The 15,349-nt window shown below is 44.6% G+C and carries 11 protein-coding genes; 4 read left to right on the top strand and 7 right to left on the bottom strand.

Features of this window, described 5'->3' with window-relative positions; genetic code table 11:
• Positions 1-26 precede the first annotated feature (26 nt).
• From H6F63_RS16020 to H6F63_RS16010, 3 genes are read right to left on the bottom strand one after another with little or no spacing between them, the layout of a single operon-like run.
• Positions 27-548: a hypothetical protein gene (locus tag H6F63_RS16020; protein ID WP_190638577.1), complete on the bottom strand. Its 522-nt coding sequence runs from the start codon at positions 546-548 to the stop codon at positions 27-29.
• On the bottom strand, positions 545-2,104 hold the full coding sequence (locus tag H6F63_RS16015) for an LlaJI family restriction endonuclease (protein WP_190638576.1): 1,560 nt from the start codon (positions 2,102-2,104) through the stop codon (positions 545-547). The genes H6F63_RS16020 and H6F63_RS16015 overlap by 4 nt, the downstream gene beginning before the upstream one ends.
• Positions 2,105-2,156: 52 nt before the next feature.
• Positions 2,157-3,212, bottom strand: coding sequence for a restriction endonuclease (locus H6F63_RS16010; protein WP_190638575.1), 1,056 nt, complete (start codon positions 3,210-3,212; stop codon positions 2,157-2,159).
• Positions 3,213-3,650: 438 nt separating this feature from the next.
• On the opposite strand from H6F63_RS16010, the gene H6F63_RS16005 reads away from it, so the two are divergent.
• Positions 3,651-5,342 carry an ABC transporter permease subunit gene (locus H6F63_RS16005; protein ID WP_190638574.1) on the top strand — a complete coding sequence of 564 codons (1,692 nt, stop codon included), beginning with the start codon at positions 3,651-3,653 and terminating at the stop codon, positions 5,340-5,342.
• A gap of 8 nt (positions 5,343-5,350) precedes the next feature.
• Here the strand turns inward: H6F63_RS16005 and murD are convergent, their stop codons facing one another.
• Positions 5,351-6,700 (bottom strand): UDP-N-acetylmuramoyl-L-alanine--D-glutamate ligase, encoded by a 1,350-nt coding sequence (gene murD / locus H6F63_RS16000; protein WP_190638573.1) that lies wholly within the window; start codon positions 6,698-6,700, stop codon positions 5,351-5,353.
• Positions 6,701-6,870: 170 nt separating this feature from the next.
• Positions 6,871-9,048, bottom strand: a complete 2,178-nt coding sequence (gene glyS / locus H6F63_RS15995; protein ID WP_190638572.1) for a glycine--tRNA ligase subunit beta — start codon at positions 9,046-9,048, stop codon at positions 6,871-6,873.
• A gap of 125 nt (positions 9,049-9,173) precedes the next feature.
• Here glyS and H6F63_RS15990 point away from each other — a divergent pair, with 125 nt between their 5' ends.
• The gene (locus H6F63_RS15990; RefSeq protein WP_190638571.1) at positions 9,174-10,346 is read left to right on the top strand and encodes an RNA-guided endonuclease TnpB family protein; all 1,173 of its coding nucleotides are present in this window, start codon (positions 9,174-9,176) and stop codon (positions 10,344-10,346) included.
• A 290-nt stretch (positions 10,347-10,636) separates the two neighbouring features.
• On the opposite strand, the gene H6F63_RS15985 is transcribed toward H6F63_RS15990, so the two are convergent.
• Both H6F63_RS15985 and H6F63_RS15980 read right to left on the bottom strand, forming a co-directional pair.
• A complete protein-coding gene (locus H6F63_RS15985; RefSeq protein WP_190427059.1) occupies positions 10,637-11,986 on the bottom strand; it encodes a P-loop NTPase fold protein in 1,350 nt (449 codons plus the stop codon).
• A gap of 183 nt (positions 11,987-12,169) precedes the next feature.
• The gene (locus H6F63_RS15980) at positions 12,170-12,319 is read right to left on the bottom strand and encodes a hypothetical protein (RefSeq protein WP_190638570.1); all 150 of its coding nucleotides are present in this window, start codon (positions 12,317-12,319) and stop codon (positions 12,170-12,172) included.
• Between the two features lie 425 nt (positions 12,320-12,744).
• Here H6F63_RS15980 and H6F63_RS15975 point away from each other — a divergent pair, with 425 nt between their 5' ends.
• Together H6F63_RS15975 and ftsZ are read left to right on the top strand one after the other, a co-directional pair.
• Positions 12,745-13,608 carry an FtsQ-type POTRA domain-containing protein gene (locus tag H6F63_RS15975; RefSeq protein WP_190427062.1) on the top strand — a complete coding sequence of 288 codons (864 nt, stop codon included), beginning with the start codon at positions 12,745-12,747 and terminating at the stop codon, positions 13,606-13,608.
• A gap of 234 nt (positions 13,609-13,842) precedes the next feature.
• Entirely contained in the window at positions 13,843-15,120 is a 1,278-nt protein-coding gene (ftsZ, locus tag H6F63_RS15970; RefSeq protein WP_190444055.1) for a cell division protein FtsZ, read from the top strand.
• The last annotated feature ends 229 nt before the right edge of the window (positions 15,121-15,349 follow it).

Here is a 15,349-nt window from a genome sequence, read left to right as displayed (position 1 = left end):
AACTCCTGGGATGAGATAAAGTGAATTCAATATCTTGGTAGTCCTTTAATAACATCCAAGATTTCTTGAAGTGTGAAGTAAATGTAGTAAAAAACTGGAGTTCCATTGATATCTATAGTGCCAAATCGTCGATGCGGGCGACCTTTTGTATCCTTATACAATAGACTAGGCTTTTTATAACCCGTATGGTTTAGAGGAGTCGATGCTAGCTGAAGTGGAGCGCATTTTTCGTCGAAAGTAAGGACCCATCTAATTTTTGGTTCTAATTGACCGTTAGGTTTGCGCTCTAAGTCGTGGAATAGATTTTCATAAAAATAGCTAATTTCAATTTTTTTAAAGTCTGCTTCTGTGATGAGTTTGGCATAAGCAATTGGGATTACAGCTTGGCCGGGTAATATTTTTTCAAAAAAAGCAGATACTTCTTGATAAATGTAATTTTCGGCTACTATTTTTTGGTCTTGGTTCGTAAAGGATAGAAAAGGAACATATTTACTCTGAAAGTTTAAATGGTTTGAGGATATTCCAATAATGTCTGCTTCGGAATTCATGGATTTTTATCTAAATATATTTTTTGAATTAGCAAAAAATTGGCTTTGAATATCTTGATTCCTCTAAGCTTTTGGTCTTCAAGCGCCTCAAATTCTCCCAAAGGCTCACGAATTGAATCTGATTCGTAATAATAAGGAATTAAAAACACGTTTTCTAATATGTTATGTTTTTGCTGCAATGCGAATTCATAGGTTAGCTGTTTGATAATATCATCTCTATATTTCTTCGCAGATTTTGGTGATGATTTAGGATGGACATAAAAATCAAGTGGTACATCTTTATAATCAACTATTTTTAACTGAAAATCATTTTCTGGATCAGTTCTTAAAACCAAGTCAGGACGCGGAAAACGACGTAAAGCTTGACTTCTATCTCGGTGCTGTAACTCATTATACTTGGGACTTGAGTAAACCCAAGTTCCTGGTTGGGTATCAAATTCAATACAAAGTAGTTCATTCCATCCAAATTTTCCTACTTTTTTGGGGTATGGAATATTCGATTCTGTCCGATAAATCCATTGATTACCAAACCCATTCCCATGATGGTTTTGGTAATTACCAACCCGTTTCAATTCTTCGCTTTGCCTCTTAGGTGAGGGATTTGGAGGATTTTCCAAAGGTATATCCGTATCCGCATAGCAGATTTCGTCGCGGTGTTTTTTAAAGAAGTAGGTGTGGCACATATCCTCCCACAGTAGGGAAAATCCTCTCATTCCCCAATAGTTACCATCGTTCTGGTTGGGATTGATTTCGCCGTACAAGAATATCTCAATGGCTTCGTAAAGTCCCCAATAGTCAGCGTCCTTGTAATAAGTGTTCTTGTCTATGTTGTCGAACGTTTCCTTAAGGATGTTGATGGTCTCTACGAAAGTGTCTTTGTCAAAAATAGACTGATTGCTAGTCAAGTAGTTGTCCTTGAAGCGCTGGGCAAGAAAGCGAATATCCTGACTGTGTGCTTTAATGTTCTCCGATACATCGGCCTGCAACTGCTGTACAATCTCATCAAGAATGTAACAATACAGATTCACTATGTCAGTGCTTTCATAGCGTAACGTCGGACGCGGCAAATCCATCACATCGACGTAAAGTGCATCGTTATCTAGGTAGATAGCACGATCTAAGTATTTGTGAATCTGAAAATAGTCAATGTCCTCACTGCGCCTAACTTTCTTTTGGATCGAGTTGATAGCAAGGTCATCGTAGGCTTCCAGCACCTGCTCGATCATCTTGATCTTGCTGTATAGCACACAAACTTCTCCTTCCTCAGTCTGCATACTAATTCCGCCGGAGGAAAGGGTTGTCTGATCTTGATCTCGCTGATATTCAGATGTGTTTATCTTGAATCGATTGGTGTCTTTATTGTGGCGCTCAAACTTGCGAAACGTGCGGTACATCTTGAAAAATAAATCTCGCACCTCGTCGAAATCCCCCTCCGGAAAGTTATCAAAGCCGTTTGGCAGACAAAACTCAAAACCATCCCCGGATACAGACTTACGGATGCCAACAAAAAAATCATTGGAACCTTTTATCAGCTTAAGGCTATTAAAGTCAAACACGGCTCATAAAAGAATAAAACCTAGTATTTTCGATTGACAACATTGAGGGAAATCAACTTTTGAGATTCATAATACTTTCAATAAAAATATTATGTAATTTAGTGAAATCTCCGAATGTGACAAGTTCATCTCTTTTTACCTTAAGAAGCTCTTCAAGTGGTTTTTTATCCCGATTAAAAACGCTATCCCACAAGAAGAACATTAGTTTATTTTGTATCTGTTCAGCCGTTACGGGCTGTTTGATGAAATAATAACCAACCTGCTTGTCCTCAATCCCACGGACGGAGGCGTGATGACTTTTTATGAAGCCGTTAAGGTTTTTGATTAGTTTTCTCCAGTCCTTCTCCTCTAAAGTTCCCCCTTTTCCGTATGTGGCAGTAGGAGGCTTACTACCATCCCAGTTAATAAATTCCCAATCCCAACGCCGCTTGAAGGCACTGTCCATAAAGTAAATGGAGTTGTCGGAGGTGTTCATACTGGCAAGGATTGACAGATTTGGCGGGAGCATTATTGTCTTAGTCTCTGTATTTACTCCTAATGGGGTAAATTTGTCTTTTAAAGCATCGAAAAAAACAAAATGACTGTCGCCGGGAAACTGAAATTTGAGGTTGCCATCGACTAGAGATATTTTTACTCCTATCAACTCGATAAATTTATAAAATTCAATTTCTGTAAGATTTACACTATAGCTTGACCATCCTGTCTCTTCTCTATCAAGCAATTGAAAACAAACACCAAAGATTGAAGCAGAGTTGCCTCGATTAATTTCATCAATAACTAAAGCGACATTATTAACATCATCCCAGTTAATTTGCTCAAAAAATTTTGGCTTTGTTATCTGAATATTTTTGTAAGCCTGTCCTAAAGCTTTTAGAAAATGTCCCTCATAAAAATTATATTCAGGTTTTCCTCCAAATTTAGTTATTGGCACCAGTTTCCCCATAAAATCACCGTAGGTATATTCTGGATGAAAAACTGTTTTTATAATATTCTCTGGATTTAGCAATTTATTTATTTCTAAATCATTCGGGATAATTTCGTGATCAATTTTGTAGCTTTTCCCGGTTCCGGGGCTACCGAAGAGGATTTTCTGAATGGGAAGTTTCACGATTGTTAAGCTAATTATGACGAAGTTCTGTGTAGTTAAGTTTGTGCAGAGTACAACCAATTCCACGTCTTTACCAATGGCTACGTGGTTCGGAAGAACGAACCTGTGACCCAGGCACTGCAAAATATGCTCTAAGAGGACTCTACATATTTATTATACTCAACGCCCTGAAGGCTTAGATCGATGCACGAGGTATCAAGATGGGCAATAGAGCAAAATACCTAACTTTTACCTAAACCAACAAACCTCAAAATTAGGAATAACAAAATTCATAATTTTGATACAAAGCTTATAAGTTAAATACATGGTATTGACAGAGGAATGGTATTGACTTACGGGGGAATTATATAGCTTCAGCTACAGATTTACTGAGGTTATAACACAAGACTTGTGGTTATGTCAGTTCCATTTAAACAAGAGAGGGTTCTTGGATTTGATATGAAAAAAACTTTAAATCGCAAACCAACTACCCTCCCCAAGCGCCCTTCCATTTTTAACTGGCGTACTTTGTGGGGATTGCTATTTTTAGCATCTTTCGTTTGGTCGTTGCACTCAGCTGGCGTATTTGAGCGAGATTTAATCAACGAAGGAGGCTGGAACCTGGTTTGGCGTTTTCTGGTTGCTGCTGTCCATCCCGACTTCAGCCCGGAATTTCTCCAACTTACTTTGGATGCCACTTTTAAAACACTAGCTTACGCGGTTTGCGGCACCTTCTTCAGCGTATTGATCGGTTTGGTTGCTGGTATTCTTTCCTCTGAAGTTTGGTGGGAATCTGTACTCAAAACTCAAAAAAGGAAGCTAATAACTCAATCGCCTTGGCTGGTGGTAAGAGGAGTTTTGGCGATTCCAAGAGCAATTCACGAGTTAATTTGGGGATTGTTTTTCGTCAATATTTTTGGACTAGATCCCCTGGTGGCGGTGCTAGCGATCGCTATTCCTTTTGGTGCTATAACTGCAAAAGTATTTTCAGAAATTCTAGACGAAACGCCTCGCCAGCCACTAATGGCACTCCTCAATAGCGGCGTTCCACCTCTGAATGCTTTTATTTATAGCCTGATTCTCCAAGCTTTTCTAAATTTGCTTTCCTACGCTTTCTACAGGTTCGAGTGTTCGATTCGTTCCGCCGCCGTACTGGGAATTATCGGTGCTGGTGGATTGGGGTATCAAATTTTTCTCAGCCTCCAATCCCTACGCTATGAACAGATGTGGACGTTTTTAATTGCCTTAATTTTACTAACTGGTGCTACCGATTTCTGGAGTGCGATGCTGCGTCGCCGCTTGGGTGCGCCTTCTCGCCTAGATTTGAACGTCTTAAATCTTTCTGGGCGCAAAAAGCCTCTCTACCAAAATGACCCAGTGGTGAAGGTGTCATTTCTGGGTACCGTGGTTTTAGCAATATTCTCCTTCTGGTACGTCCAAGCTGATTATTCTAAACTTTACTCGCCGCGAACCTTTCAACTTTTGGCAGGAGTGTTTCAGGATGCTTTGCCACCCGATTTCAGCCAGCTGAGTCAGCTATTCGAGCTTTCTGCTAAAACGCTGGCTATGTCTATTCTGGCAATGGCTGGGGCTGGATTAGGAGGAATTTTTCTTTCTTTCCCAGCAGCAAATAATTTCCTGTTGTCGGGGGCAAGGGGGGAGCTCCGGGGAAACGTTGTGCTGTTTGTTACCCGATTCCTGCTGTTAGTTGCTCGTGCTGTCCCCGAACCCATTTGGGCATTAATCTTTCTATTTGTGTTGTTTCCGGGGATTTTGCCGGGAGCGATCGCGCTTTCCCTGCACAACCTGGGTATACTAGGTCGTCTGATGGCGGAAGTGGTAGAAAATTTAGAACAGCGTCCAATAACCTCCCTTAAAGCATTGGGCGCTACTGATTCCCAAGTCTTCCTCTATGGCATCTTACCCCGCACCCTCCCCCGATTTGTCGCCTACATCCTTTACCGTTGGGAAGTCTGCATCCGTTCTACCGTCATTGTCGGGTTAGTAGGTGCTGGCGGATTAGGGCGTTTGCTGGCGGAACAACTGAGTAGCTTTGACTACAAAGGACTTCTCACCACTTTAATTGTCTTTCTCGTTCTCACTTTTTCGGTAGATTTAATCAGCGCCTCAGTGCGACGGTTTTTAAGGTGATAATTTAACTAAAGTAGCTGCTGACAAAGTTGTCGGAAATGGTCGCCTCTTTCCTCAAAGTTTTGATATTGGTCGAAACTAGCACAAGCAGGAGAAAGTAGAACAACTTTAGCACCATGCTGCTCGGCTAATTCTGCACCTCTGAGTACAGCTCTCTCCATAGTTTCTACAATTTCGTAGCTGGAATAGTCAACTCTAGCCAACGCTTTTGCAAAGGTATCTGCGGCGCTACCAATTAGTAACACAGCGGCGGCTTTAGCTTGAATTGTCTCTATCCAACTGGTATCATCTCCAGCTTTGGCTTCACCACCAGCAATGAGGATGGCGGGATAGTTGACAGAAGCTAACCCGACTTGTGCAGCATCGTAGTTGGTAGCTTTGCTGTCGTTGATAAAGTCAACTCCCGCCAGAGTGCGGATGTATTCTAGACGATGAGGAACGCCGGGGAAATTAGCGATCGCGATCGCAATTGCCTCTTTCTCAATCCCCGCCAATCTTGCTGCTGCTACCGCCATCAACAGATTTTGCTGATTGTGTTCTCCCACCATTCTTAAAGCTGATGTCATCACAATTTGTTCGCCATCAGCGACCACCCAACCATCCTCAATGTAAACTCCCCCATCACGATCGCCAATTAGTTTAGCTTTGCCTTTCACACTCGTCCAGCAAGCATTGGGAAAGCTATCGGGTGCATTCTTTCGCAAATAAGCATCGTCGCCGTTGATTACTTGCTGGCGCGCCTGACGCAACAGACGCGCTTTAATGTTGTAGTAATTCTCTAAAGTTTTATGGCGGCTAAGGTGATCTGGTGTAAAAGTCGTCCAAATGCCAATTCTAGGAGCAATAGAATTAGAAGACTCAATTTGATAACTGCTAACTTCAGCAATTACCCAGTCGGGAGGAGTTTGGGATAACGCCAGTTCGCAGGCAGCATAGCCGATGTTACCGCAAGCCGGAGCATGAAAACCAGCGGCTTGAAAAATCGCCGCAATCAAAGCCGTTGTCGTAGTTTTGCCGTTAGTACCAGTAATTCCCACCCAAGGACAAGACTGGAGATATCGCCACGCCAGTTCCATTTCTCCAATTGTCTCGATCCCCAACTCTCTAGCCTGGACTAATAAAGGTGCATCCCAAGGTACGCCAGGACTGACGACGATCATCTGGGGTAAGGTATCAACCAGTTCCAGGGAATAGCCAAGCTTAACAGTAATTCCCTCATCCTCAAGCTGTTGTTGCTGTTCTTGCAGGCTTTCGGCGGTATTGCGATCGCTTACCGTCACCGAGTAACCTTCGCGTTTTAACAATCGTGCAGCAGCAATTCCCGACTTTCCCAAACCGATAATATGAGCGATGGGCATAGCTAACTTGGCCGTACAAATTCCCTAGTTTCGCAACCCCTCATCATACCGCAATAATCGTATTTAAAAACCTCTTTCCCTCCAATAACTTCCTTCTTTTTCTTAACTTCGCGCGCTTAGCGTCTAAGCGCAAAACGCAGGCTACGCCAACGCGGTTCTTTTTTCCCCTACTAACTCTTCACAATTGCGCCAAAATCTGCCAGAACCCGCGCATGATTCCGCAATAACCCCAACAAATTCAAACGATTCTTGCGGATTTCCAAATCCGCATCCATCACCAAAACACTTTCAGCACCATCAAAGAAAGCGCTAACAGTAGGAGCTATCTTACTTAAAGCATCTACTAGCTGCTGATAATTTCGCTGCTCTTGAGATGCTTTAGTTTCGGGAACTAGCTGCACAATTGCATCGTAGAAAGCTTGCTCCGATGATTTTTGAAATAATTCTGGACGCACCACAGCCGATGGTGACAACTCAACTTTATCTAAATCGCCTTGGGAAGCGAGACGAGTAGAGCGGTTGACAGTTTCGTAGATTTCATCTAGCTTGCCATTATTGCGGATACTTTGGAGAAATAGAGCGCGATCGCGTACATCCAATAAATCCTTTAACGCCCGTTCTGTATACTCCGGATCGTTTTCTCCCAGTACCGCATTCACCAAGTCATAGTCAATATTTCGCTCATCTTGTAGCAAGTTGCGGATGCGCTGTAAAAAGAATTCCTGCAAATTACGTAACAACTTCTCACCTTGATTTTTCGGATGTTTTACCACAAAATCTGCCACAGCTCCTTGCAGCAATTGATGCAAATTAATAGCTAAATCTGCCGCCCAAGTAATGTTAGCTAAATCTGCCGCCCAAGTAATGTTAAGAACAGCATTTGCCGCCCGACGCAGAGCAAACGGATCTGAAGAACCTGTTGGTAACATTCCCAGTCCAAAGATACTCACCAAAGTATCCAACCTGTCTGCCAAGCCCACAACTTGACTTGTTAGATTTTGAGGAAGTTTATCCCCGGCTCCCCGTGGCAAATAATGCTCAAAAATTGCTGCTGCTACCGCTTCTGATTCGCCACTAGCCAAAGCATATTTTTGGCCCATTACACCTTGCAATTCTGGAAATTCTCCCACCATCTGAGTCACAAGGTCAGCTTTACAAAGTAAGGCGGCGCGTTGGATATTCTGTCGCTCATCTTCTGATAATTGCAGTTGTTCGCTAATGCTGCTGGCAATTTTGCCCAGCCGTTCCACCTTTTCCCGTACCGAACCCAAATCTTCTTGAAAAGTAACTTTTTCCAGCTTCGGTAAATAACTTTCTAAAGGCTGAGATAAATCAGTTTTGTAGAAATACTGACCATCAGCTAAACGGGCGCGAATCACTCGACCATTGCCTTCAGCAATAATGTCTGATTTTGCTGGATCGCCATTAGAAATGGTGATAAAATAGGGAATTAGCTCGGCTTTGTTCTCATCTTTAAATACTGGAAAATAACGCTGATGAGTCACCATGACAGTAGTAATTACTTCTGGCGGTAAACTCAAGAATTCTGGGTCAAAGTTACCAATAACTGCTGTAGGCAATTCAGCTAAATTAGTGACTTCTTGCAGCAAATCCGGGTATATTTCACAGTAGCCATTGAGCTTTTTAGCAGCAGCCTGAACTTGTTCTTGAATTTTGGTTTTCCGCGCCTGGGGGTCAACTTCCACAAAGGCAGAACGTAGACCATTGACATAATCTGAAGCTTGGGAAATTGTCACGAGTTCCGGATGCAAGACGCGATGAGCGCGGGTTGTGCGATCGCTCTTAATCGTCTCGGAACCATTTACAATCTCAATTGGCAGCACTTGGTCATCCCACAAAGCCACCAACCAGCCAATCGGACGGGGAAACTTCAGATCCCCATCCCCCCAGCGCATAAACCGCTTCCCTTCTAATCCGAAAATCCATTGCCAAACCAGCTGCGTGAGAATGTCCACGGTTGGTCGTCCGGGGATGGTTTGGCGAACAAAGACAAAATCCCCTTTATCGGTGGGGCGAATTTCCAACTGATCGAGTTCCACCCCCAGCTTACGCGCAAACCCTTCTGCTGCCTTGGTGGGTTTGCCATCTTTAAACGCCGCCTGTGCTGGTGGCCCTTTAACTTCTTCTTCCCGATCCGGTTGCTGCGTCGGCAAACCTGCAATTAGCACCGCTAAACGCCGGGGGGTGGCGTAAACTTCAATTTTCTCGCTAGTGAGGCTATTTTCAGTAAGACTTGTAGGAATGCGCGATCGCCACTGCGCGATCGCCTTATCGACAAAGCTTGCAGGTAATTCTTCTGTACCAACTTCCAATAAAAACGTACTCATCAGAAACCTCCGAGAAACCCTGCCGTTCTAGGGCAGGGAGGGATAGGAGCGGCAATTGAGTGGCTCAATGCCGCGGAATTGCCAATATAATTTACATACTTTACAAGATAATTATTATGTGAGGCATGAAACACAAAGCCTTTAAGTACCGTTTCTATCCAACACCTGAACAAGAAACCTTGTTGAGGAGAACGATAGGCTGTACTCGTCTTGTGTATAACCGCGCCCTTGCCCTTCGGACTGAAGCTTGGTATGAACACAAGAAACGAGTCGGGTATAACGAGACTTCTGCGATGCTGACTGAGTGGAAGAAAGATGAAAATCTTGTCTTTCTCCACGAAGTCAGTTGTGTTCCACTTCAACAAGGATTGAGGCATCTCCAAAAAGCGTTCTCCAACTTCTTTGAAGGACGGACAAAATACCCAACTTTTAAGAAGAAACGAAACGGTGGTAATGCAGAATTCACTAAATCCGCCTTCAAATGGCGTGATGGTCAAATTTACTTGGCTAAGTGTTCTGAACCACTCAACATACGTTGGAGCAGACAACTCCCTCATATGTGCGAACCATCCACCATTACGGTAAAGCTCTCGCCATCGGGACGATGGACTGTTTCTTTGTTGGTGAATGTCGAGATTGAGCCATTGCCCGAATCTCCTAATCAAATTGGGATTGATTTGGGCATCACGAGCTTGATTGCTCTGAGTACGGGCGAAAAAGTTTCTAATCCTAAAGGGTTTGCTATTAAGCGTCGCAAACTGCGAAAAGCGCAGAAGGCGTTGAGCCGCAAGCAGAAGGGTTCTAGTAATAGCTACAAAGCCCGTCTTAAAGTCGCTAAAGTCTATGCTGAAATTAGCGACGCTCGAAACGATTTCCTTCACAAGTTGACAACTCGATTGGTGCGTGAAAACCAAACCATTGCCGTCGAAGATTTGGCTGTGAAGAACATGGTGAAGAACCGGAAACTTGCCCTTTCCATCAGTGATGCGAGTTGGGGTGAATTGGTCAGGCAGCTTGAGTACAAGTGTGAGTGGTATGGTCGCAGTCTCTTCAAGATTGACCGATGGTTTCCGAGTTCTAAACGCTGTGGGCATTGTGGTTACATCGTTGAAAAGTTGCCGCTCAATATCCGGTCTTGGGAATGTCCAGAATGCGGCACCCATCACGACCGAGATGTAAATGCTGCCAACAACATTCTTGCCGCAGGGCTTGCGGTGAAAGTCTGTGGAGCGAACGTAAGACCGGATAGACATAAGTCTGATGGCGGTTGCTATGAAGCAGAAAGGTCTAAGAAGTGATTCTTGGAATTCCCGTACCTTTTAGGTGCGGGAAGGATGTCAAAGCGGTATCTCTTTAACTATCAGGGGCTTTTGGGTTACAAGCCAGTTTAAAGAGTTTACCGCGCTCCGAATCCAGATACTGTTATCCTCGTATTCTTCCAGCCTCCGACTGGGAACGGATGCAGCATGGCTACGCCTCCCCTCTTACAGCCAAAAAAAACTGACGCCTAATATGTTAAGCGAAGCTAACACATTAGGCATTCCCCGTCTGAGACTGGAAGGAGAGAAGAAATTCTTTTTTTGCCTTTTTATTTTTGGAACTGCAACTCATTCATAGTCGCGAAAGACATGAATTTGGGCGTTTCTGTCAAAGCCGGATTCAGCCCAAACCAGCGCCCCTGCTCGTCGCGATATTCAAAGACAAACATACTTCTAAGCAGACTCTGGTATTCTTTCTCACCCTTAAGAGTTTGCAGTTGCACCACTTGAAACAACAAATCCCACTCCTCTTCATCAATGGCCAGCACCAAGTCATCGCGATACTCTTTAATCACGTTCTCTAAACAGCTGCGCGAAAATGGCGGATCTTCCTGCTGAAGGCAACTATAGAGCAATCCCAGAAGGTTTCGCACATGACCGCCACTGACGCGACACAATCGGGCAAGGGTTTCCGGAGAATCGAAAATCTCTGTTATTAGCAAATGATGCTGCTCTGGCGCTACCTCTGGAAAAGCACGCGCCATCACCATTTTTCGCAGCAAAGTCATTCCCGGTTCGCAGTCACTACCATCTCGGTTTCGCACTGGTACCATTGGCAATACTTTGGGAGCAACTCCACCCCCCAGACGATTTTTCAGGGTTTCGTAATCGTTTGAAAAAATTAATGCCAGGGGTATTGTGTAAACTACATGGCAATTCAGGCGGCGTAACTGTCCGCCTCGGTCGATAAACAGGTACTCTGGCAAAAGTTTTTGCGAACCTGCTAAGGGGCGAGTATTGTCCAGGCGATCCAAGTTATCGATAATCACCACCAACCCTTTTTTACCGCGTCGCTTCAGTTCCTCGTTCGCCCGTTTTAGCAATTCTTCGTTGATAGCTTTCAAAAAGCCTTCGGTTCGAGGTTCCAGATACTGGCGCAATTGATCCCGGAGTTTGGGACTGTCTTTGGTTTTGGCGGTAATTCTGCCAATACCGATGGATAACTCGGCTTCGGCTGAAACGTCGATGGGGGTCTGTAAGATATCTTTAATTTCCGTGAACAGATTGGCAAAGTAACTGGGTTTTAGCCGAATCTGAATTTCTTCGAGGCTTTCGCTGACTTGACGCGCGATCGCCAGTAAAATATCGCTGATATCTACATCCGCCATGTCTAGTTCTTGACCAGACTCGAAATAAACTACATGAAATTTCTGTGCCTCCAAGTCAGCTTTCAGGCGAAACAGTTCTGTAGATTTCCCACAGCCGATATGTCCTGTAAACATCTGGCTGGTGGGATCGTCGGGCGAAATTCGGGTAATGGTTCGCCCAATTGCCTCAATGATTTTTCCGCCCCGTACAGAGGAAAAATCGATATAGTACGAACGATCCTCCGGCTTCGAGAAGATTAGGGTCTTGGCTGGGTTACAGGCTTTATAAAATCTAATTAAGTCCAGTTTCATTTAGACCTCTGTTATGTTAAGGGCATCCCTCTGGGTACCTCCCTTCTACTTCTACCGGATAGCTTCCCTTAAATTTCCCCTCTATGGGTTGGAGGGTAGCACCCCCCTGCACATAAATGTGTTCGTTCTGGTATTCTTTTTGCGTATAAAATGTATGATATATGCCCTTTCTATGAGAGCGGATTACTTATTAGAGATAGGAATGGCGGGGCGAAGTTTAAACGCGATCGCTTTTATCCTCCAGCCGGAAAGACAAAGTTTGTCTTTTTTGCTACTTACTCTTTGGGCATCGGCAAGAGGCTGGCGTGAGAGGACAATCGGGTGAATTTGCATACCTACCCCAGTTCCCAGTTCCCCTCTGGTACCGCAAGCAAAAGAAGAAAAAAGGATTTTGTCTGGGGATCAATCCAAAATTTTCTTGATAATCTTCCTAAAGTGATTCCATGATGGCTGTCACACGTTAATATTTAGACGTTGTAATATTCCGCTACACTTCCTGACGGCCCGTGTTGAAAGGTGAAAAAGATTCACATCACCTAGATGTAAGCTGGGATTACATGGGTTATGTGATCGTTATTTTTTGCCAACGGTCAGATACTTGTGCCGCGATATCTCCCTCTCAGGTGGGAATGGGATCGACTCCTGATATCTCGGTTAAAGTTACGTAGGGTTATCAAGCTTGATAACTCCCCAAACAGAATTTTTTTTGTTAAGTGCAGTACGTCTGGCGCACCAAAAACTCCGATTGAGAAGTTAGGATGACAAGCATCGCATCAGTATCTCAGACAGAATTGACCCAAAGACGGCAAAAATTACGTCGCCAACGACGGATGAAATCTTTTCAGGCGGTTTGGCGAAGTCTATTCATCGCTGGATTGGCTGGCGGTTTAGTTTGGGTAACGACTTTACCCGCCTGGGTGATCCTAAAACCAGATCAAATTGAGATTGAAGGCAATAAAATTCTCTCAAAACAAGCGATTCAGTCGCTGCTATCGCTTTCCTACCCGCAGTATTTGCTGCGCCTGCAACCGGAAGTCATTGCCGAAAAGTTGGAATTGCAGCCAGCCATAGAACAAGCCACCGTTACCCGGCAACTGTTCCCGCCCAGTTTGACTGTACAAGTTAAAGAGAGACATCCGGTAGCGATCGCTCTTTTAGCCCGCACTTCTTCCCCAACCAAAACAACACCTCGTGCGGGATCGCCGCCCCAGCCCTTATCAGCTGGTTTGTTGGACGAAGATGGCGTCTGGATGCCCTTAGAAAGCTACGCCGGACTAAAGCCAACTCTTCCCTTACCCACCTTAAAAATCATTGGCTATAGAGATGAATATCGCCCCTACTGGTCAGCACTTTACCATGCAGTAAGCCGCTCCCCAGTCAAAGTTTTTGAGATAAATTGGCAACAACCAGCCAATTTAATTCTTCGTACTGAGCAAGGAATGGTACATTTTGGTTCTTATAGTTCCCGATTTGCCTATCAGCTGGCTGTCCTCGATCGAATGCGCGATTTGCCAGCCCATCTTTCCACTAGCCAAATTGCCTATATCGACCTGAAAAACCCGGATTCTCCAGCCATTCAAATGAAAAAAGTCACCGCCCCGGTGACAACCAACAACCCTTAAAATCATAGGTACAACTAACTCATGCTTAACCCAGAAATCGTCCCCCGAAATTAATTAATTCTTTATACTGCATTTTAAGAACAGCATCAGCCTTCAGACAGTTGCCGCCAGACCTCTTTAGGAACGTCAATGCACCTATAACACTCGTTGGTTTTAAGGGTCAACTTACCCTATAGTTGACTCATATCGCTTCCCTAAACTGAAAAAGCTGTTTATTGACCCTTCCTATTTGCAATGACGCTCAATAGTAAACCAGGGCTTGACAATCAAAGCTCACACACCACAGGAAACGCTCTTCGTCCACTCTCCGTGGACAACGCCAACCCGTTTAACAACGCTGGGTTACATTTAGGTCAACACGATGCCAGCAAGACACCCAAGGAAGAAACCAGGAGTGACAACATCGTGCCAGGTAGCGTCGCCAAAATTAAAGTGATTGGTGTTGGTGGGGGTGGAGGCAATGCGGTTAATCGCATGATCGCCAGTGATGTAAGTGGCGTTGAGTTTTGGTCAATCAATACAGATGCCCAGTCACTATCGCACTCGTTAGCCCCCAGACGCTTGCAAATGGGACAAAAATTGACACGAGGTTTGGGTGCTGGTGGCAATCCTGCCATCGGGCAAAAGGCAGCAGAAGAATCGCGGGACGAAATCGCTCATGCCCTAGAAAACACCGATTTAGTGTTCATCACCGCTGGTATGGGCGGCGGTACCGGTACTGGTGCCGCCCCGGTTGTCGCGGAAGTGGCTAAAGAAATGGGAGCATTGACGGTGGGTGTTGTCACTCGTCCTTTCACCTTCGAGGGACGCCGCCGCACTTCTCAGGCAGATGAAGGCATTGCCGCTTTGCAAAGTCGGGTAGACACCCTAATCGTGATCCCCAACAATAAGCTGTTGTCGGTAATTCAAGAACAAACCCCAGTACAAGAAGCCTTTTTAATGGCAGATGACATCCTGCGCCAGGGTGTGCAAGGGATATCTGATATTATTACTATCCCCGGCCTAGTAAATGTTGACTTTGCCGATGTGCGCGCAGTGATGGCAGATGCGGGATCGGCGATGATGGGAATCGGTGTTGGCTCTGGGAAATCAAGAGCCAGAGAAGCCGCAGTTGCCGCAATTTCTTCCCCCTTGCTAGAGTCCTCGATTGAAGGAGCTAGAGGTGTAGTATTTAACATTACAGGCGGCAGCGACTTGACGCTACACGAGGTGAACGCCGCAGCGGAAACAATCTATGAGGTTGTCGATCCCAACGCTAATATCATCTTTGGAGCAGTGATTGATGACAGGCTGCAAGGCGAGGTGAGAATTACCGTTATTGCTACGGGATTTAGTGGAGAAGTTCAGTCCACACCAGCAGCGAGAGAAACGCGCACCCCCAGACAACAACAGCGCCCAGTTGCACCAACACCAGTTCCTCCACCCGCGCCTATTTATGAACCTAGACCAGAAGCTGGCTCCGGATTGGATATTCCAGACTTTCTCCGCAGACGCCGTCCACCACAACGTTAGAGGAATTAAAAATTAAAAATAAAGCATTAAAAATGAAAAATTTTTAATCTTTAATTTTTAATTTTTAATAATTGGTGGGAAATTTATTAGCAGGATGCGGCATTCTTGGACACTGCCAAGAGCGCTGTAGGTTTAGCTATTTGCACAATCTATATTTTTAGGCGAAATCGGGTCAATTTAATTGCAATATGAGGTAACAAGTAATAGGTAACAGGTAATGAATGCTACT

It is taken from the genome of Trichocoleus sp. FACHB-40, from assembly GCF_014695915.1.
Classification (GTDB): Bacteria; Cyanobacteriota; Cyanobacteriia; order Cyanobacteriales; family FACHB-T130; genus Funiculus; species Funiculus sociatus.
The sequence above is the reverse complement of the archived record's forward strand: the minus strand, read 5'-3'. Positions and strand labels throughout refer to the sequence as shown.